This window comes from Curtobacterium sp. BRB10, from assembly GCF_031844325.1.
GTDB classification, from domain to species: Bacteria; Actinomycetota; Actinomycetes; order Actinomycetales; family Microbacteriaceae; genus Curtobacterium; species Curtobacterium poinsettiae_A.
The window spans coordinates 502,386-519,815 of record NZ_JAUZVA010000001.1 but is presented as its reverse complement, the minus strand read 5'-3'; the positions used below and the strand labels follow the sequence as shown (position 1 = coordinate 519,815).

Below are 17,430 nucleotides of genomic sequence, written 5' to 3'. Positions count from 1 at the left end.
CGGTCGTGGTCGCGAAAAGGGCCGCGTCCGCGACCCACGCAGCTCACAGACCCGAGTAGCTGTGCAGGCCCTTGAAGAAGACGTTCACGACCGAGAAGTTGAACATCACCGCGGCGAAGCCGATGAGGGCCAGCCAGGACGACCGCGCACCGCGCCAGCCGCGGGTCGCACGGGCGTGGATGTAGCCCGCGTAGACGACCCAGATGATGAAGGTCCAGACCTCCTTGGTGTCCCAGCCCCAGTAGCGACCCCACGCACGCTCGGCCCAGATCGCACCGGCGATGAGGGTGAAGGTCCAGAGGACGAAGCCGACGAGCAGGACACGGTAGGTCAGGACCTCGAGCCGGTCGGCGTCGGGCAGCGTCGCCATGAAGCGGAGCCTGCCGGTGGCCGTGCGGCCCTGGCGGTACGTCTGCACGAGTTGCGCCACCGCGAGACCCGCGCCGAGCGCGAAGAACCCGGTGCCGGCGATCGCCACGAAGACGTGGATGACCAGCCAGTACGACTGCAGGGCCGGCTGGAGCGGGACGACGGGGACCCAGTAGTTCACCGTCGCGATGCCGAGCAGGATGATCGTCAGGCCGGTGATGAAGACGCCGAGGAACTTCAGGTTCTGCCAGAACTGCACGAGCAGGAAGATCAGGGTGATCAGCGCCGTGCCGGTCAGCGAGAACTCGAACATGTTGCCCCACGGCACACGGTCGGCCGCGATGCCGCGGAGCACGACCGAGGCGACGTGCAGGACGAGCGCGAGGATCGTCATCGCCATGCCGACGCGCTCGAACTTCGTGCCGCGTCCGGCGGAGCCACCCGACGGTGGCGCGGCGACCTGCTCGAGCACGACGGTGCCGCCGCGGACGGTCGCCACCGTCTTCGCTCCGCGTGCTGCCGCAGCATTGGACGCCCCGGCCGAGCTGTCGTCCGCACCCGCGTTCTTCGCGGCGGCCGTGACGTCGCCGGAGCGTTTGGCCATGTCGAGGGCGAACGAGATGAACGCGACCACGTACACCGCCATCGCGGAGTACGTGAGCACGACCGAGTAGGTCGCGAGGTTCGTGGTCATGTCGTTCACTGGGGCATCCTAACTCCGAGGTCCGACGTGTGGCGCTGTGCGATGTCCGCGACGGCCCGTTCGAGGTTCGGGTCCTCGCCGCGCGCGAGTCCGGCGTACTCGAGGTCGTACTCGCCGCCCGGTGCGTCGCGGCGCGGGACGACCTTCACCCAGACGCGGCGGCGCGGGACGAACAGCGAGGTGAGCAGGCCGAGGGTGGAGAGCAGGGCGAACCCGCCCACCCAGAGCTGCGACGGGTCGTGGTGGACGTCGAGGGAGACGTACCGCTTGACGCCGTCGAACGTGATCGACCCGGCGCCTTCGGGGAGCTTCTTCGTCTGGCCGGGCTGCAACGCGATGCTCGCGGTGTCCGACTGCCGACCGGCGATCTGGTCGAGTCCCTTGGTGCTGAGCGTGTACACGCTCTGCGGCACACCGCTGTCGAGCCCGAGGTCACCCGTGTAGACCTGCAGCGTCAGCAGCGGGTTCTGGGTGTCCGGGTAGGCACTCGAGTACGCGCCGCTCGCGAGCTTCGACGCGGTCGGGTAGAAGAACCCGACCATGCCGAGCTGGTCGGGCTTGGCGTCCGGCACCTTGATGACGCCGGTGGAGGTGTAGTTCGCGTCCTCCGGCAGGAACGGCACGACGTCCTTGAAGGCCACGTTGCCGTCGCCGTCGCGCACCGTGACCTGCATCGCGTAGCCGTTGCCGAGCAGGTAGACGTTCGTGCCACCGACGTGCAGCGGGTCGTTCACACCGAGCCGACTCGTCTTCGGCTGGCCGCCCTTCTCGGTGCTCGTGACGGTGGCCGAGTAGTCGAGCGCCTGCCCGAGGGCGTCGAGGTTGCGCTCCTCGTACTTCGTCACGAACTTGTCGAGCCGGAGGTTGTAGCCCTGCAGGTCGGTCTGCTGGAACCAGCGACCGGGGTTGAACGAGTCGTACGAGCCGAGCACGTTCGAGAACGTCTGGCCCTCGACCAGCAGGCGCTGTCCGGTGAAGCCGAAGCCGCCGCCGACGCCGACCGCCAGGAGCACCCCGACGAGGGCGGCGTGGAACACCAGGTTGCCGGTCTCGCGCAGGTAGCCGCGCTCCGCGCTCACCGAGTCGCCGAACCGCTCGACGCGGTACCCGGACCGCTTCAGGATCGCCATCGCGCGCGTCACCGCGTGCTCGGCGGACGGGAGGCCCGTGGTCGCGTCGATCCCGGTCGTCCCGTCGATCATCGCGTCCGGCTGCACCGCCACGGTGCGGAAGCCCGCCAGTCGCGTCAGGCGCGCGGGGGTCTTCGGCGGACGGGTCCGCAGTGCCTGCCAGTGGTGCTTCGTGCGGGGCACGATGCACCCGATGAGCGAGATGAAGAGCAGCAGGTAGATCGCGGAGAACCACACCGAGGTGTAGGTGTCGAAGACCTGGAGCTTGTCGAGGACCGGGTAGAGCTGCGGGTGGTCCGCCTTGTACTGCACGACGCCGTTCGGGTCGGCGGTGCGCTGCGGGACGAGCGAGCCCGGGATCGCCGCGAGGGCGAGCAGCATGAGCAGGAACAGCGCCGTGCGCATGCTCGTCAGCTGCCGCCAGAAGAAGCGGAGGTACCCGACGAAGCCGAGCTTCGGCTGGTTGACGCCGCCGTCGGTGGGGCCGGAGCCGTCGACGTGGTCCGACGGTCGCTGCGGGTCGGAGGCGCTGTCGGCCCCGTCGCCCGTACCCGTCGGGACGTGCTCGTTGAGGTCAGACCGCGGGGACAAAGCTCTGGATCACCGCCCCGACGCTCGACATGACGGCCGACCAGATACCGGTGACCATGAGCAGACCGATGACGATCAGGATCGCTCCTCCGATGATGTTGACGGTGCGCATGTGACGCTTCACCGCCGCGATGGCCCCCGTGGCCCAGCCGGCGCCGAGGGCGACGAGGACGAACGGGATGCCGAGCCCGAGGCAGTACGCCACCCCGAGCCACATGCCCTGCCAGGCACTGCCCGACTGCACGCTGAGCAGGTTGATGGCCGCCAGGGTCGGGCCGAGGCACGGGGTCCAGCCGAGCCCGAACACGATGCCGAGCAGGGGGGCACCGAGGAGCCCCGTGGCCGGGGTCCAGCCGGGCTTGATGGTGCGCTGCAGGAACGTGAACCGACCGACGAACACCAGGCCCATCGCGATCACGACGACCCCGAGCACCTGCGTGATGAGGTCGCGCCAGCGGACGAGCCAGAAGCCGAGCGCCCCGAACACGGTCGTGTACGCCACGAACACCGCGGTGAACCCGGCGATGAACAGCAGCACGCCGAGCACCACACGACCCCGACGCTGCCCGCCCTCGGCGACACCGCCGACGTACCCGAGGTACCCCGGCACGAGCGGCAGCACGCACGGGGACAGGAACGACACGAGCCCGGCGAGCGCCGCCACGGGCAGCGCCACGGCCATCTGGCCGCTCAGGATCGCGTCGGCGAAGGGGTTGGAGGTCACGGGTCAGGAGGCCTTGCCGGCGTCGAGCTCGTCGCTGACCAGGGTCTGCAGGATGCTCGTGCCGTCGATCGCCCCGAGGACCCGGGCGGCCACGCGTCCCTTGGTGTCGAGGACGATCGTGGCGGGCACCGCGTTCGGTGCGATCTGACCGGACATCGCGAGCTGCATCGTGCCCGTGCGCTGATCGAGGACGGTCGGGTACCGCACGTCGAAGGTGCGCTCGAAGGCGGCCGCGGTCGCCGCTTCGTCACGGACGTTGACACCGATGAACGCGACGTCGTCGGCGTCGGCGTACTCGTCGTGCACCTGGTTGAGGTACTTCGCCTCGGCGCGGCACGGGGGGCAGCTGGCGTACCAGAAGTTCAGGACGACGACCTTGCCCCGGAGGTCCTTCGACGACACGGTGTCACCGTTCGAGTCCTCGGCCCGGAAGGTGACCGGGTCGGTGCGGTCCTTCGCGGAGACCTCGGTCACGGCGCCGTCACCGGAGATGTAGTTCTGGGTCGTGCCGTTGCCGTACTGCTTCGCGATGCCGCCGCTGTCCGACGAGCAACCGGACAGGACGAGGACGGCGGCCACGGCCGTCGCTGCGAGGACCGCGAACCGCTTGCTGATGACGCGCGCACTGCTCGGGCTGTTCACGCTGCTCGTGCTGTTCACACTGCTCCTTCATCGACGGCGGTCGCGCGCAGCTCCTGCGCGGGGTCCGCGTACCCGACCTCGGTGAACCGACCGGTCGACGTGGCGGGCACACGTTCGACGGTGGTGATGCTCGACAGGTCACAACGGCGCTTGCGCGGGTCGTGCCACAGCGGCTCCCCCGCGAGCTTCCGGTGGACCATCCAGATCGGCAGCTGGTGGCTGACCAGGACGACGTCGCCCTCGTCCACGCTCTCCCACGCCGTGGTCATCGCCGCGAGCATGCGGTTGGCGATCGACTCGTACGCCTCGCCCCAACTCGGACGCAGCGGGTTCGCGATCCACGGCCACTCCGCCGGGCGGCCGAGCGAGCGCTTCGTGAACCCGGGAGGCTGCCCCTCGTAGCGGTTCGTCGGTTCGATCAGGCGCTCGTCGAGCGTCACGTCGAGGCCGTAGGCGGCCGACCAGGGTGCGGCGGACTCCTGCGTGCGCTGCAGCGGGGAGGCGACGATCCGTCGCACGTCGACACCGGCATCCTTCCAGGCGGTCGCGGAGGCCTGCGCCATCCGCGTGCCGAGGTCGCTCAACCCGAAGCCCGGGAGCCGGCCGTAGAGGACGCGGCCCGGGTTGTGCACCTCTCCGTGCCGGACGAGGTGGAGACGGGTCGCAGGCATGAGTTCCAGTGTAGGTCGCCCGCCGTTCCCACCGCCCCCTCAGGTGATTCACCGGATGCGGAAGCACTCAGCCGCCGAGTTCACCGGAGAGCCGCCCGTGCAGCGCGATCGACCCCGTGTCGAGGTTCACCACCTCGACCGTCGAGCCGTGCTTCGCGAACCGCTGTTCGACCCCGTCGAGCGCCGCGACCGTCGACGCGTCGAACACGTGGGCGTCGGCCAGGTCGATGATCACGTGTTCCGGGTCCTCGGCGTACGAGAACCGTGTGACGAGGTCGTTCGACGAGGCGAAGAACAGCGCCCCCCGGACCCGGTACCGCACGGTGCGGTCGTCGACGGGCTCGCGGACCACGGTCACCACGTGCGCCACCCGGCGGGCGAAGACCAGGGCCGCCACGACCACACCCACGAGCACCCCGGTCGCGAGGTTCTCGGTCACGACGACCACCACGACGGTGACGAGCATGACCGCGGTCTCGCCGAGCGGCATCCGTCGGAGGGTGCGCGGTCGGATGCTGTGCCAGTCGAAGGTCGCGACGCAGACCATGAGCATGACCGCCGTCAGTGCCGCCATCGGGATCTGGGCCACGAGGTCGTGGAGCACGATCGTCAGGACCAGCACCGAGACGCCGGCGGCGAAGGTCGAGACGCGGGTCCGGGCACCCGCGGTCTTCACGTTGATCACCGTCTGGCCGATCATCGCGCAGCCGCCGGTCCCGCCGAAGAAGGCGGACGCGATGTTCGCGACGCCCTGGCCCCACGACTCGCGCCACTTGCTCGACCCCGTCTCCGTGATGGAGTCGACGAGCTGCGCGGTGAGCAGGGTCTCGATCAGCCCGACGATCGCGACGCCGAACGCGTACGGGGCGACGACCTGCAGCGTCTCGAAGGTGAACGGCGTCGTGATGCCGCCGAAGCCCGGGAGCGCCGTCGGCAGGGCGCCCTCGTCGCCGACCGTCGGCACGGCGACGCTGAACACCATCGTGATGCCGGTGATCACCACGACCGCGATGAGCGGTGCGGGGATCGCCTTCGTCAGGAACGGGAAGCCGACGATGATCGCGATGCCGAGCACGGTCAGCGGCCACACGACGAACGGCACGTCGTCGCCGAGCAGGTTCGGCAGCTGGGCGGTGAAGATGAGGATGGCGAGGGCGTTCACGAACGCGACGTTGACGCTGCGCGGGATGAACCGCATCAGCCGTGCCACCCCGAGGAACCCGAGCACGAGCTGGAACACGCCACCCAGCACGATCGCGGGCACCAGGTACTCGATCCCGTGCTCGCGGACGAGCGGGGCGATGACGAGCGCCACGGAGCCGGCGGCGGCGGAGATCATCGCGGGGCGACCACCGACGATCGAGATCACGATCGCGATGACGACGCTCGAGAACAGGCCGACCGCGGGATCGACCCCGGCGACGACGGAGAACGAGATCGCTTCGGGGATGAGGGCCAGCGCGGTGACGATGCCGGCCAGGACCTCTCGGGTGAGCATGCGGGGCGAGCGGAGGGCGGCGAGGACGCTCGGGGCCGTCGGCGCGTGGGTGATCACGGACATCGATAGGAACTCTACCCTCACGTGAGGGTAGAGTCGTGCGCTGTGAGCACCAGCGACGTCCCCGACACGATGCACATCGGCGAGCTCGCCGACCGCGCCGGCATGTCCCTGCGCACGATCCGGCACTACGACGAGGTCGGACTGCTCGTGCCGAGCGGTCGCACCACCGGCGGGTTCCGGGTCTACACGGCGCAGGACCTCGAACGGCTGCTCGTGATCCGCCGGATGAAGCCACTCGGGTTCACGCTCGACGGGATGGCCGAGCTGCTCCGCGTGGTCGACGCCCTCGCGACGAAGGACCCCGAGGACGAACCAGCGCTGGCGGCCCGCCTCGACGCGTACCTCGAGGACGCCCGAGCCCGCCACGCCAAGCTCGTCGAGCGGGCCGGCATGGCCGAGGAGTTCATCGGCACGCTCGGATCACTCCGCGCTTCGCTCCCCTGAGAGCTGTCCGGACTCGATCAGCCTCCGGCGCTCCGACCGCGCTGCCCGCCACTCGGCCTGCCGCCGGATCAGTTCGTCGTGTTCCCAGATGAGCCGCCGGGCCTTCCACGGCCGCAGGCGGTACTTCCGCCGGATGCGTCGGCGCCACTCCTCCTGCCGCCGCGCGACCAACGCGAGCACCGGATCCTCCACCACCATCACTGCTCCTTCCCCGTGATCAGTCCCAGCACCATCGTGCCGAGCACCGCGTCGTCTTCGCGAAGCATCTGCATGTCGTACATCGCGTCGGCACCGACGAGACCGACCTCGGCCCGCCCGACGTCGCGGTCGCACGCCTGGTCGACGATCCACACGAAGCGCTGCCAGGCGCGGTCACGCTCCTCGCGCGCGACGTCCCGCCGCCATCGCAGCACCGCCCACAACCCGCCGACGACCGCCACGAGCAGCGTGAAGGCCGCCGTGCAGAGTGCCGCCACCACCACCGCGACCGCCGCAGGCGGCCAGGTCGCGAGCTCCCCTGTCCCCGTCCCCACCCGGTCCCCCTCTCGTCCCGCGACCCGGCCACGTCGAGAACGCTACGGACCGCACGCACGCCACCACGGGCCTCCCGGCCATCGGTGGAGAACGCCGGACGCAGGCGGCCCTGTGGAGGGAGGAACCCTGCCGCCCACGCCCCCGGACGCAGGCGGTTAGACTCGACCACCGTGATCGAACGCACCCGCATCGCCGACCTGGCAGCCCTCCCCGACGGTCCCGTCTCCGTGGCCGGATGGGTCGAGACCGTCCGAGACCAGAAGAAGGTGCAGTTCGTCGTGCTGCGCGACGAGACCGGCGCCGTCCAGCTCGTGAACCCGGCGACGCGCGAGGCCGAGGACGGCGACGACGCCGCACAGTCCGCCCTCGCGACCACCACCGAGATCTCCGGCTTGGCACACGGCACCTTCGTGCACGTCACCGGCACGCTGAAGCACGACGAGCGCGTGAAGCTCGGCGGGCTCGAGGTCAAGATCGGTGCGCTGCAGGTGGTGAGCGCCGCGATCCCGGAGACCCCGATCGCCGACGACTCGTCGCTCGACAAGCGTCTCGACTGGCGCTTCCTCGACCTGCGCAACCGCAAGCAGAACCTGATCTTCCGCATCCAGACGACGCTGGAGCACGCCTTCCGCACGTACTGGGTCGACCGCGACTACATCGAGATCCACACCCCGAAGCTCATGGCGTCGGCGTCCGAGTCGCGCGCCGAGCTGTTCCAGCTCGAGTACTTCGAGACGACCGCCTACCTGGCCCAGTCGCCGCAGAACTTCAAGCAGATGGCACAGCCGGCCGGCTTCGGTGCCGTGTTCGAGATCGCCGATGCCTTCCGCGCCGACCCCTCGTTCACGAGCCGCCACGCCACCGAGTTCACCAGCGTCGACGCCGAGTTCTCGTGGATCGAGTCCCACGAGGACGTCATGGCGATGCACGAAGAGGTCCTGGTCGCCGGCATCACCGCCGTCAAGGAGAAGTACGGCAAGGACATCGAGGAGGTCTTCGGCTTCGAGCTGCAGGTCCCCGCGACGCCGTTCCCCCGCGTGACCCTGGCCGACGCGCGCAAGATCGTCGCCGACAGCGGCTACGACGTCGTCCGCGCCGACGGTGACCTGGACCCCGAGGGCGAGCGCCGCGTCGCCGCCTGGGCGAAGGAGCACCACGGCTCGGAGTTCGTGTTCGTCACGGAGTACGACGCCTCGATCCGGCCCTACTACCACATGCGCAAGCCGGGCGACCCGTCGGTCACCAACAGCTACGACCTCATCTTCAACGGTGCCGAGATCTCCACGGGCGCCCAGCGTGAGCACCGAGTCGACGTGCTCGAGGCGCAGGCCGTCGAGAAGGGCCTCGACCCGGAGGAACTCGGCTGGTACCTCGACTTCTTCCGCTACGGCGTCCCGCCGCACGGCGGCTTCGGCATGGGCCTCGCGCGCGTGCTGATGCTGATGCTCGGTGAGCCGTCGATCCGCGAGGTCACGTACCTGTTCCGTGGCCCGACGCGCCTGACCCCGTAGGCACCGAGCGCGGCGAGGCCGCGCGCACTTCGTGAGCAGCAATGGTCGCTTCCCGGTGCGGGAGGCGACCATTGCTGCTCACGAAGCGACGAGCGCCGGGCCCGGACGGGAGGCCCGGCTCAGCTCTGCCAGTCGATGGCGGCCCGCGCCGTGACCAGTTCACGGATCTCCGCTGCCGCGGCCTGGTGCTCCGGGTGCACCTGGTACGCGTCGAGCCCGGCGAGGTCGTCGAAGGTGGCGACCACGGCGACGTCGTGGTTCTTGTCCGGGTAGGCGACGTTCTCGACGACCTCGAGCGAGCGGATCGACTCGACGGTGCCGACCAGGCCGGTCAGGAGTTCACGGATGCGGGCGATCGACGCGGTGCGGTCGAGGTCGGTCCGCAGGGACCAGGAGACGACGTGGGAGATCATGCGCGGGCCTCGGACTTCTCGAGCGCACGTGCGAGCCGGTCGGCGTCGACGTGCCAGTTGCTGTGGACGCGCCCGTCGATGAGCACGACGGGGATGTCCTCCGCGTACTCCTGGCGGAGGGCGTCGTCGTCGAGGATCGAGCGTTCCTGCAGGGTGACCCCCGGGTGGTCGGCGACGACGCGTTCGACCACGGGTCGGGCGTCGTCGCAGAGGTGGCATCCGGGCTTCGTCAGGAACGTCACTGCGGGCATGGTCCCAGCGTAGTCCGGGAACGCGAAAGCCCCGGCGAACCGGGGCTTCTCGTGCAGGTCCTCCGATCTGCGCAGACCTGTGCGGGTCTACTTCTTGTTGCGGCGCTGGTGACGCGTCTTGCGAAGGAGCTTGCGGTGCTTCTTCTTCGCCATGCGCTTACGACGCTTCTTGATGACAGAACCCATGTGGACCTCGCTCGGACTGATGCTGATGTACGGACACCGGGCCGAAGAGACCGCGGAAAATCAACCTGCCCGAGTCTACCGGCTGCCCGCTGTGATGTCGAACGCGCGCTCAGCCGACGTCCGCCACGCCACCGCGCAGCACGTCGGCGACGGCCGACTCGGGGACGCGGAAGGAGCGGCCGAAGCGGATCGCGGGGAGCTCACCGGCGTGCACCATCCGGTACACGGTCATCTTCGAGACGCGCATCATCTCGGCGACCTCAGCGACGGTGAGGAAGCGCACGTCGTCGAAACTGCCGGTCATGATCCGCCTTCGGGCTCGCACGCACGCTGCGCACGGGAGTGGTGTGACCTGTGTGGTCAGTGGCAACTGTAGAGGCGTGTGCGACCCGGTGTCCAGGACCGGTCCGAGCAGCGCGCACCGGTCCCGCCCGGTGCTCGGAAGCCCGTGCGGCAGGGCTCAGTCCTCGTCGCCCCGGCGGGTGAAGCGCTTGCGGCTGCGGTCGACGACACGCTCCCAGCCCTGCTGGGCGCCGGAGATCGCCGCGGTGGCCCGGTACGACGCCTCGGCCATCACACGGCCGAGTTCAGTGCCCACCTCGACGGTCGCCTTGCCAGCCGCGCCGTTCCGGCGGATCGACACGGGCTGACCGTCCGGCGTCCACGCGGTGGTGGCCGGGGTGCCGTCGGCGTCGACCGCGCCCGTGAACGGCAGGACCCAGTCCTCCAGGCGCACGAGCGGCTCGGGGTCGAGCCGGTAGTAGCGGTGCTGCCCTTCTTCGCGACTGGTGACGAGACCGATGTCACGCAGGACACGCAGGTGCTTCGACACCGTGGGCTGGCTCACCCCGAGGCGTTCGACGAGCTGGCCGACGCTGAGCTCCCCGCCGGTGACGTCCGAACCGTAGGCGGACAACAGCGTGCCGAGCAGCTCGCGCCGGGTCGGGTCCGCCACGACGGAGAAGATGTCGGCCATGGGGCAAGGCTAGCCGGGGCACCACGGATGTACCATGACGAACCGTCCCGGCCCATGTCCTCGGAGGCATACGCATGCTCGACCGAACCGAGCCGATCCCGCACCACGTGAGTGTCGGCCGACGGCGAGCGAGCCGGATCGCGACGGTGCTGCGCTCGTCGCCGTCCCGACTGGCGATCGTCGTGTTCATCGCGCTGATCTTCCTGTTCACGGTGCTCTTCATGACGCCGTGGGCCACCGCGGACCGCAGCAGCACCCACTTCGCGGACGCCCTGTTCACCGCGGCGTCGGTGGTCTGCGTCACCGGGCTGTCCACGGTCGACATGGCGACGCACTGGTCGGTGTTCGGCAAGGTCCTGGTGGTCATCGGCACCCAGATCGGTGCCGTCGGTGTCCTGACCTTCGCGTCGATCCTCGGCCTCTTCGTCACCCGCAGGCTCGGCCTTCGCGCCAAGCTCATGGCGGCCGGCGACTCGAACCCGCTCCGCACCCACCACGGCGCCGTGCCCGAGGGACAGGCCGTCCGGCTCGGCGAGGTCGGCACCCTGCTCGCGACCGTGGCGGTGAGCACGCTGTCGATCGAGATCGTCCTCGGCCTGCTGCTCCTGCCGTCGGTGCTCATCGCCGGCATCCCGTTCTGGACGGCGGTCGGCGACTCCTTCTACTACGCGGCGATGGCCTTCACGAACACCGGGTTCTCGCCGAACGCCGACGGCCTCGACCCGTTCGCCCACGACTACTGGTTCCTGACGCTGCTGATGATCGGTGTCGTGGCGGGCTCCATCGGGTTCCCGGTGATCCGTGCCCTGACGAAGCAGCTGCGCACCCCGCGGCGCTGGCCGATCCACGTCAAGCTCACCCTGGCGACGAGCGCGGTCCTGCTCTTCGGTGGCGCGGTCGTCTACACCGCACTCGAGGCGTCGAACCCGACGACCTTCGGCGAAGAAGGAGCCGGGCGCACGGCGTTCCAGGCGCTCTTCCTGTCGACGATGACCCGCTCCGGCGGCTTCTCGCTCGTCGACTTCGACCAGCTCAACGGCTCGAGTCTGCTCGTCACGGACATGCTCATGTTCATCGGCGGCGGATCCGCGTCGACCGCCGGCGGCATCAAGGTGACGACCCTCGCGGTGCTGTTCCTGGCCGCGGTCGCCGAGGCGCGTGGACGCCAGAGCATGGAGGCCTTCGGCCGCCGGATCCCGAGCGACGTCCTGCGGGTCGCAGTGGCCATCGTGCTCTGGGGAGCGACGATCGTGGCCGTCGCGACCGTGGTGCTCCTGCAGATCACCGACGACTCGCTCGACCGTGTGCTGTTCGAGGTGATCTCGGCGTTCTCGACCAGTGGGTTGTCCTCCGGCGTGTCCGCGAACCTGCCGGAACCGGGCAAGTACGTGCTCGCCGCCACCATGTTCCTCGGCCGGGTCGGTACAGTGACCATCGCCGCTGCCCTGGCCGCCAGCCAGAGCCGGCAACTGTTCCGCCGTCCCGAGGAGAGGCCGATCGTTGGCTGACCGCACCCGTTCGTCGCACCAGCACGGTGCCATCAGTCACGACGCTCCCGTCCTCGTCATCGGGCTCGGACGCTTCGGGGCCGCCACCGCCGGCCAGCTCGAACGTCAGGACCGCGAGGTGCTCGTCGTCGACACCGACGCCGGACTGGTGCAGAAGTGGTCCGACCGCGTCACCCACGCGGTGCAGGCCGACGCGACCGACATCGACGCGCTCCGGCAGATCGGCGCGCAGGACTTCGCCATCGCCGTCGTCGGCACGGGCAGCGACCTCGAGTCGAGCGTCCTGATCACGGCGAACCTGGTCGACCTCGGCGTCCCCCAGATCTGGGCGAAGGCGATCAGCCGCTCGCACGGCACGATCCTGTCCCGCATCGGGGCGAACCACGTCGTCTACCCCGAGCGCGAGGCCGGCGAGCGAACGGCACACCTGGTCTCCGGCCGGATGCTCGACTTCATCGAGTTCGACGACGACTTCGCCGTGGTCAAGATGTTCCCGCCGCGCGCAGTCCGCGGCAAGGACCTCGCCACCACCGTGATCCGCACCCGCTTCGGCCTGACCGTGCTCGGCATCAAGCCGCCCGGCAGCCCGTTCGTACCGGCGACGCCGGACAGCGTCATCGGTGAGGACGACGTCATCATCGTCTCGGGTTCCGAGACCGACCTGGAGCGCTTCGCCGCCTACGAGTAGCGAGCGCGGCCCGGGTCGCGACCAGGGCCGGACGGGAGGCCCGTGGCGGCGTCGCCACGGGCCTCCCGTCCGCCTCGGGGTGCGTCTACGACGCGGCGATCTCCTCGGCCCGCGCGATCGCGGCACGCGACGCGCGCAGCAGCGTGTCCGCCAGGTCGGCGTCCTGCAGCACCGCGACGGCCCGCTCCGTCGTGCCCTTCGGGCTCGTCACCGCACGGCGCAGGTCGGCGGGCTCCCGGCCGGACCGCGCGAGCAGCTCGACCGCGCCGCGGACGGTGCCCTGCACCATCGTCGCCGCCTGCTCGTGGGTGAACCCGAGCTCCTCGGCGGCACGTTGCCACTGCTCGACCAGCAGGAAGACGTAGGCGGGACCGGAACCGGACACGGCGGACAACGCGTCGAGCTGCGACTCCGGCACCTCGATGACCTCCCCCGAGGCGGTGAACACCGACGACGCCAGCGCGACGGCCGCGGCGTCGGCCGAGGTGCCCGCGCTGATGCCGGTGACGCCGCGGCCGACGCCGATCGGGGTGTTCGGCAGGGCACGGACGACCCGGACACCGCCGGGCACCCGAGCCTCCATGCTCGCGGTGGTGGTGCCGACGGCGACGCTGACCAGGACGGCGCCGGGTTCCAGGTCGTCTGCGACCTCGTCGAGCAGGTTCGCGATCATGTACGGCTTCACGCCGACCACGACGAGGGCGGCACCGCGGACGGCCGCCCGGTTGGCGTCGGGGTCGGTGTCGCTCGCGGTGGCGTCGAGGCCGCGCTGCCGGTGGGCAGCAGCGGACGCCTCCGACTTCGTGGTCAGGGTCACGGTGGCCGGGTCGAGTCCCGCTGCGAGCAGGCCGTCGAGGACCGCGCCGGACATGGAGCCGACGCCGAGCAGGGCGGTGCGGGGCAGGTCGATCGTCATGCTCCCGACCCTACCGACGCCACCCGCCTAGGATCGTGTCGCAGACCACGAGAAGGGGACAGCTGTGAGCGCTTCCGGAGGCACGAAGGCGATCTTCGCCGCACTCGGTGCCAACATCGGCATCGCGATCGTGAAGTTCATCGCGGCGGCGATCAGCGGATCGGCGTCGATGCTGGCCGAGGGCGTGCACTCCCTGGCCGACTCCGCGAACCAGCTCCTACTGCTGCTCGGTGGCCGCAAGGCACGGCGAGCTGCGGACCAGGAACACCCCTTCGGCTACGGGCGTGAACGGTACGTCTACGCGTTCGTCGTCTCGATCATCCTGTTCTCGGTCGGTGGCGTCTTCTCGCTCTACGAGGGCATCGAGAAGCTCGCCCACCCGCACCCGCTCGAGAACTGGTGGCTCCCCCTCGTGGTGCTCGTCATCGCCATCGGGCTCGAGGGCTTCTCGCTCCGCACCGCCCTGAAGGAAGCCCGGCCGCAGAAGGGCTCGCTCAGCTGGGTGCAGTTCGTCCGCCGCGCGAAGGCCCCGGAACTGCCCGTCGTGATGCTCGAGGACACCGCCGCCCTGCTCGGCCTGGTCTTCGCCCTGTTCGGCGTCGGCCTGACGGCGATCACCGGCAACGGGGTGTTCGACGCGATCGGCACCATGCTCATCGCGGCGCTGCTCATCGCGGTCGCGGTGGTGCTCGGCATCGAGACGAAGAGCCTGCTCGTCGGTGAGGGCGCGACCGCCGCCGACGTCGAGCGCATCAAGCAGGCGGTGCTCGACGGCCCCGAGGTCGACGCGATCATCCACCTGAAGACCCTGTACCTCGGGCCGGACGAGCTGATGGTCGGCGTGAAGGTCGCCGTGGACGGGGACCGCCGGCTCGGTGACGTCGCCGCCGGCATCGACACCGTCGAGCAGCGGGTCCGGGGTGCCGTGCCGATCGCCCGGGTGATCTACGTCGAACCGGACGTCCTGCGCACCGGGCCGCAGCCGCCGACCGAGGCGATCGTCATCCTCGCCGCGGACTGAAGAAGTCGTCGAGCAGCTCGGCGCACGCCGCCTCGAGCACGCCTCCGATGACCTCGGAGCGGTGCGGCAGCCGGCGGTCCCTGGCGATGTCGTAGACGCTGCCGCTGGCACCCGCCTTCGGGTCCCACGCGCCGAACACGACCCGGGGCACCCGTGCGGCCATGACGGCACCGGCACACATCGGGCAGGGCTCGAGCGTCACGACGAGCGTGTGCTGCTCGAGGTGCCAGTCCCCCGTCACCGCCGCCGCAGCACGCAGCGCGATGACCTCGGCGTGGGCCGTCGGGTCCTGTCGCGCCTCGCGCTCGTTCCGGCCGGTGGCGACCACGACGCCGTCCCGGTCGAGCACCACGGCGCCGACGGGGACGTCGTCGGTCTCGAGGCACCGTCGGGCCTCGTCGAGCGCACGCTCCATCGCCGGGACGAACGGGCGGGCTGCGGGCTCCTCCACGGGACCTCCTGACGGTCGGCGGCACGCTAGGCTCGACCCTATGCGAGTCCACGTCGCCGACCACCCGCTCATCACCCACAAGCTCTCGGTGCTCCGCGACCGTACGACGCCCTCCCCCACGTTCCGCGCCCTGACCGAGGAGCTCGTCACGCTCCTCGCGTACGAGGCCACGCGGGGCGTCCGGGTCACGGCGACGCCGATCGACACGCCGGTGGCGCACACCATGGGCGTCGCGATCGCCAAGCCGCGGCCGCTCGTCGTCCCGATCCTCCGCGCCGGGCTCGGCATGCTCGAGGGCATGGTCAAGCTCGTCCCGACGGCCGAGGTCGGCTTCCTCGGCATGGCCCGCAACGAGGAGACGCTCGAGCCGCAGACCTACGCCGAGCGCCTGCCCGACGACCTGTCCGGTCGGCAGTGCTTCGTGCTCGACCCGATGCTCGCCACCGGTGGCACCCTCGCCGCCGCGATCGACTTCCTGTTCGCCCGCGGTGCGCAGGAGGTCACGTGCGTGTGCATCCTCGGTGCTCCCGAGGGGCTCGCCATGGTCGAGCAGGCCGTCGGCGACCGCAACGTCTCGATCGTCCTCGGTGCGCTCGACGAGAAGCTCGACGAGAACGGGTACATCGTCCCGGGCCTCGGCGACGCCGGCGACCGGCTCTACGGCCTGGCCGAGTAGGCAGTCGACGCCACCGACGATCGACGGGAGGCCCGTGGCGACACCGCCACGGGCCTCCCGTCGTCCGTCAGCCCGGTCCACCGCCGCCGGTGCGCGGAGGGCACCGTCCGAGCGGACGGTTGACACCGCGTTGGTATACCGCTGATACTCGTCACATGACTGCAACCGTGTCCACCCGCGTCCTCTCCGAGGCGTGCTCCTCCGCAGGGGCAGTGGGGACCGTCGGCGTGATGATGCCGACCATGCCGGTCATGCGTTGTCGAATGTGTGCCTGATCGGCACCCGTTCCAGCCGGATCCCCCGCGACACCACCCCCGTCGCGAGCGCGTGATCCCCGGGTGACGGACACCGTCGGCGACGCGCACCACGTCACGAGGTCTGTCTCCCGTTCCCCCGGGTCGGCCCCGGTCCGCAGCAGGACCGCAGGGCACATCGGCGCACCGCCGTCCCCGGGATGACGCATTCGACACCGGCCGCCGCGCCACCCGCGCACCGGCCACACCGCCCGGAGAACCACCATGTCGCTCACCATCGCCCAGCCCCGCACCGCGCTCCGCTCCGCACCGGCCCCGACCGACCTCGGCACCGTCACCCCGATCCGTCCGCGCCCGGCCTCGCCGGCGGCGACCGGACCGGGCACCGTTCCGACGAGCCCCGTGGTCGCGCCGCAGCGGAACCGCGCACTCCCCGAGGGCACCGAGGCCCGCGGCTTCGCCCTGTACGTCGGCATCGACGAAGCGAAGGCCGCCGCCGCCGGCACGACCCTGGCCGCGGTGGTCGAGCAGCTCAAGGCCCTCACCGCGCAGCTCGTCCCGTCGTCCGAGACGTACGCGGCCGTCGCCGTCGCCGCCGAGCACTCCGGTGGCCGGGACGTCGACGTCGTCCGCCTCGCCCTGCAGGACCGCTCCGCGGTGGCCGCCCGCAAGCAGGCCGAGAAGCCCGAGCCCGAGGAGACCGGTGTCGTCATCGACATCTCGCGGAAGCGCGTGACCCTCGACGGCGAAGCGGCACCCCTGACCTACAAGGAGTTCGAGCTCCTGCAGTTCCTGGTCCTCCGCGAGGGCCAGACCGTCGACCGTTCCGCGATCATCGAGGGCCTCTGGTCGGACGGCGAGGACGAGACCCCGAACGAGCGCACCATCGACGTGCACGTGCGTCGGCTCCGCTCCAAGCTCGGCGCGTTCGAGGAGATCGTCCGCACGGTGCGCGGCGTCGGCTACCGCTTCGACCGGCACGCGGACGTCGCCGTGCGGTACGCGTCCACCCCGTCGCCCGACCTCTTCTGAGTTCGATCGGCTGCTCTTGGTGAACTCGCAGCGAACCAGCCCCGGACAGGCTGGCGCGCCGTTACCGCTTCGTTATACAGTCGATGGTGCAGACGGTGTTTGCTGTGGCACCGCCTGTGGAATGTGATTGCAGGAAACTCTTGGTGCAAGGGAGAGGGCCGGTCGCCGACAGGCGGCC

Annotated in this window: 22 protein-coding genes; 7 read left to right on the top strand and 15 right to left on the bottom strand. The window is 70.3% G+C overall.

What is annotated here, in order from left to right:
* Positions 1–43: 43 nt before the first annotated feature.
* The 6 genes from ccsB to Q9R26_RS02575 form a co-directional block, all read right to left on the bottom strand.
* Positions 44–1,063 carry a c-type cytochrome biogenesis protein CcsB gene (ccsB, locus tag Q9R26_RS02600; protein WP_259580319.1) on the bottom strand — a complete coding sequence of 340 codons (1,020 nt, stop codon included), beginning with the start codon at positions 1,061–1,063 and terminating at the stop codon, positions 44–46.
* Between the two features lie 5 nt (positions 1,064–1,068).
* Positions 1,069–2,793, bottom strand: coding sequence for a cytochrome c biogenesis protein ResB (locus Q9R26_RS02595; RefSeq protein ID WP_182065663.1), 1,725 nt, complete (start codon positions 2,791–2,793; stop codon positions 1,069–1,071).
* Entirely contained in the window at positions 2,777–3,475 is a 699-nt protein-coding gene (locus Q9R26_RS02590) for a cytochrome c biogenesis CcdA family protein (RefSeq protein WP_110861628.1), read from the bottom strand. Before Q9R26_RS02590 ends, Q9R26_RS02595 begins: the two co-directional genes overlap by 17 nt.
* A gap of 45 nt (positions 3,476–3,520) precedes the next feature.
* Positions 3,521–4,177: a TlpA disulfide reductase family protein gene (locus tag Q9R26_RS02585; protein WP_262138682.1), complete on the bottom strand. Its 657-nt coding sequence runs from the start codon at positions 4,175–4,177 to the stop codon at positions 3,521–3,523.
* Entirely contained in the window at positions 4,174–4,830 is a 657-nt protein-coding gene (locus tag Q9R26_RS02580) for a histidine phosphatase family protein (protein WP_111038113.1), read from the bottom strand. Before Q9R26_RS02580 ends, Q9R26_RS02585 begins: the two co-directional genes overlap by 4 nt.
* Positions 4,831–4,897: 67 nt before the next feature.
* Complete coding sequence (locus tag Q9R26_RS02575; RefSeq protein ID WP_182065661.1) at positions 4,898–6,391, bottom strand: SulP family inorganic anion transporter; 1,494 nt, start codon at positions 6,389–6,391, stop codon at positions 4,898–4,900.
* A gap of 42 nt (positions 6,392–6,433) precedes the next feature.
* Between Q9R26_RS02575 and Q9R26_RS02570 the strand changes: the two genes are divergently transcribed.
* On the top strand, positions 6,434–6,835 hold the full coding sequence (locus tag Q9R26_RS02570) for a MerR family transcriptional regulator (RefSeq protein WP_396136811.1): 402 nt from the start codon (positions 6,434–6,436) through the stop codon (positions 6,833–6,835).
* Here the strand turns inward: Q9R26_RS02570 and Q9R26_RS02565 are convergent.
* Together Q9R26_RS02565 and Q9R26_RS02560 are read right to left on the bottom strand one after the other, a co-directional pair.
* Positions 6,812–7,033, bottom strand: coding sequence for a hypothetical protein (locus Q9R26_RS02565; RefSeq protein WP_182065660.1), 222 nt, complete (start codon positions 7,031–7,033; stop codon positions 6,812–6,814). The genes Q9R26_RS02570 and Q9R26_RS02565 overlap by 24 nt on opposite strands.
* Positions 7,033–7,368: a hypothetical protein gene (locus tag Q9R26_RS02560; protein ID WP_182065659.1), complete on the bottom strand. Its 336-nt coding sequence runs from the start codon at positions 7,366–7,368 to the stop codon at positions 7,033–7,035. The genes Q9R26_RS02565 and Q9R26_RS02560 overlap by 1 nt, the downstream gene beginning before the upstream one ends.
* A gap of 171 nt (positions 7,369–7,539) precedes the next feature.
* Between Q9R26_RS02560 and aspS the strand changes: the two genes are divergently transcribed.
* Complete coding sequence (aspS, locus tag Q9R26_RS02555) at positions 7,540–8,880, top strand: aspartate--tRNA(Asn) ligase (RefSeq protein ID WP_311226470.1); 1,341 nt, start codon at positions 7,540–7,542, stop codon at positions 8,878–8,880.
* Between the two features lie 119 nt (positions 8,881–8,999).
* Here the strand turns inward: aspS and Q9R26_RS02550 are convergent, their stop codons facing one another.
* The 5 genes from Q9R26_RS02550 to Q9R26_RS02530 form a co-directional block, all read right to left on the bottom strand.
* Positions 9,000–9,293 carry a Dabb family protein gene (locus tag Q9R26_RS02550; RefSeq protein WP_071406294.1) on the bottom strand — a complete coding sequence of 98 codons (294 nt, stop codon included), beginning with the start codon at positions 9,291–9,293 and terminating at the stop codon, positions 9,000–9,002.
* Complete coding sequence (locus tag Q9R26_RS02545) at positions 9,290–9,544, bottom strand: glutaredoxin family protein (RefSeq protein WP_311226469.1); 255 nt, start codon at positions 9,542–9,544, stop codon at positions 9,290–9,292. Before Q9R26_RS02545 ends, Q9R26_RS02550 begins: the two co-directional genes overlap by 4 nt.
* Positions 9,545–9,631: 87 nt before the next feature.
* Positions 9,632–9,730: a 30S ribosomal protein bS22 gene (locus Q9R26_RS02540; RefSeq protein ID WP_003792170.1), complete on the bottom strand. Its 99-nt coding sequence runs from the start codon at positions 9,728–9,730 to the stop codon at positions 9,632–9,634.
* Positions 9,731–9,839: 109 nt separating this feature from the next.
* Positions 9,840–10,034 (bottom strand): helix-turn-helix domain-containing protein, encoded by a 195-nt coding sequence (locus Q9R26_RS02535; RefSeq protein WP_017888579.1) that lies wholly within the window; start codon positions 10,032–10,034, stop codon positions 9,840–9,842.
* A 156-nt stretch (positions 10,035–10,190) separates the two neighbouring features.
* Entirely contained in the window at positions 10,191–10,706 is a 516-nt protein-coding gene (locus Q9R26_RS02530; RefSeq protein WP_110861584.1) for a helix-turn-helix transcriptional regulator, read from the bottom strand.
* 74 nt (positions 10,707–10,780) lie between these two features.
* Between Q9R26_RS02530 and Q9R26_RS02525 the strand changes: the two genes are divergently transcribed.
* The gene (locus Q9R26_RS02525; protein WP_182065654.1) at positions 10,781–12,214 is read left to right on the top strand and encodes a TrkH family potassium uptake protein; all 1,434 of its coding nucleotides are present in this window, start codon (positions 10,781–10,783) and stop codon (positions 12,212–12,214) included.
* On the top strand, positions 12,207–12,902 hold the full coding sequence (locus Q9R26_RS02520; RefSeq protein WP_217499818.1) for a TrkA family potassium uptake protein: 696 nt from the start codon (positions 12,207–12,209) through the stop codon (positions 12,900–12,902). Before Q9R26_RS02525 ends, Q9R26_RS02520 begins: the two co-directional genes overlap by 8 nt.
* Positions 12,903–12,987: 85 nt before the next feature.
* Here the strand turns inward: Q9R26_RS02520 and proC are convergent, their stop codons facing one another.
* A complete protein-coding gene (gene proC, locus Q9R26_RS02515; protein WP_311226468.1) occupies positions 12,988–13,818 on the bottom strand; it encodes a pyrroline-5-carboxylate reductase in 831 nt (276 codons plus the stop codon).
* A gap of 64 nt (positions 13,819–13,882) precedes the next feature.
* On the opposite strand from proC, the gene Q9R26_RS02510 reads away from it, so the two are divergent.
* Positions 13,883–14,839 (top strand): cation diffusion facilitator family transporter, encoded by a 957-nt coding sequence (locus tag Q9R26_RS02510; protein WP_311226467.1) that lies wholly within the window; start codon positions 13,883–13,885, stop codon positions 14,837–14,839.
* Here the strand turns inward: Q9R26_RS02510 and Q9R26_RS02505 are convergent.
* Entirely contained in the window at positions 14,820–15,254 is a 435-nt protein-coding gene (locus Q9R26_RS02505) for a nucleoside deaminase (protein WP_311226576.1), read from the bottom strand. The two genes, Q9R26_RS02510 and Q9R26_RS02505, sit on opposite strands and share 20 nt — an antisense overlap.
* Before the next feature lie 76 nt (positions 15,255–15,330).
* Between Q9R26_RS02505 and upp the strand changes: the two genes are divergently transcribed.
* Entirely contained in the window at positions 15,331–15,966 is a 636-nt protein-coding gene (gene upp / locus Q9R26_RS02500) for a uracil phosphoribosyltransferase (RefSeq protein ID WP_110861591.1), read from the top strand.
* Positions 15,967–16,484: 518 nt separating this feature from the next.
* Complete coding sequence (locus Q9R26_RS02495; protein ID WP_182065651.1) at positions 16,485–17,252, top strand: winged helix-turn-helix domain-containing protein; 768 nt, start codon at positions 16,485–16,487, stop codon at positions 17,250–17,252.
* The last annotated feature ends 178 nt before the right edge of the window (positions 17,253–17,430 follow it).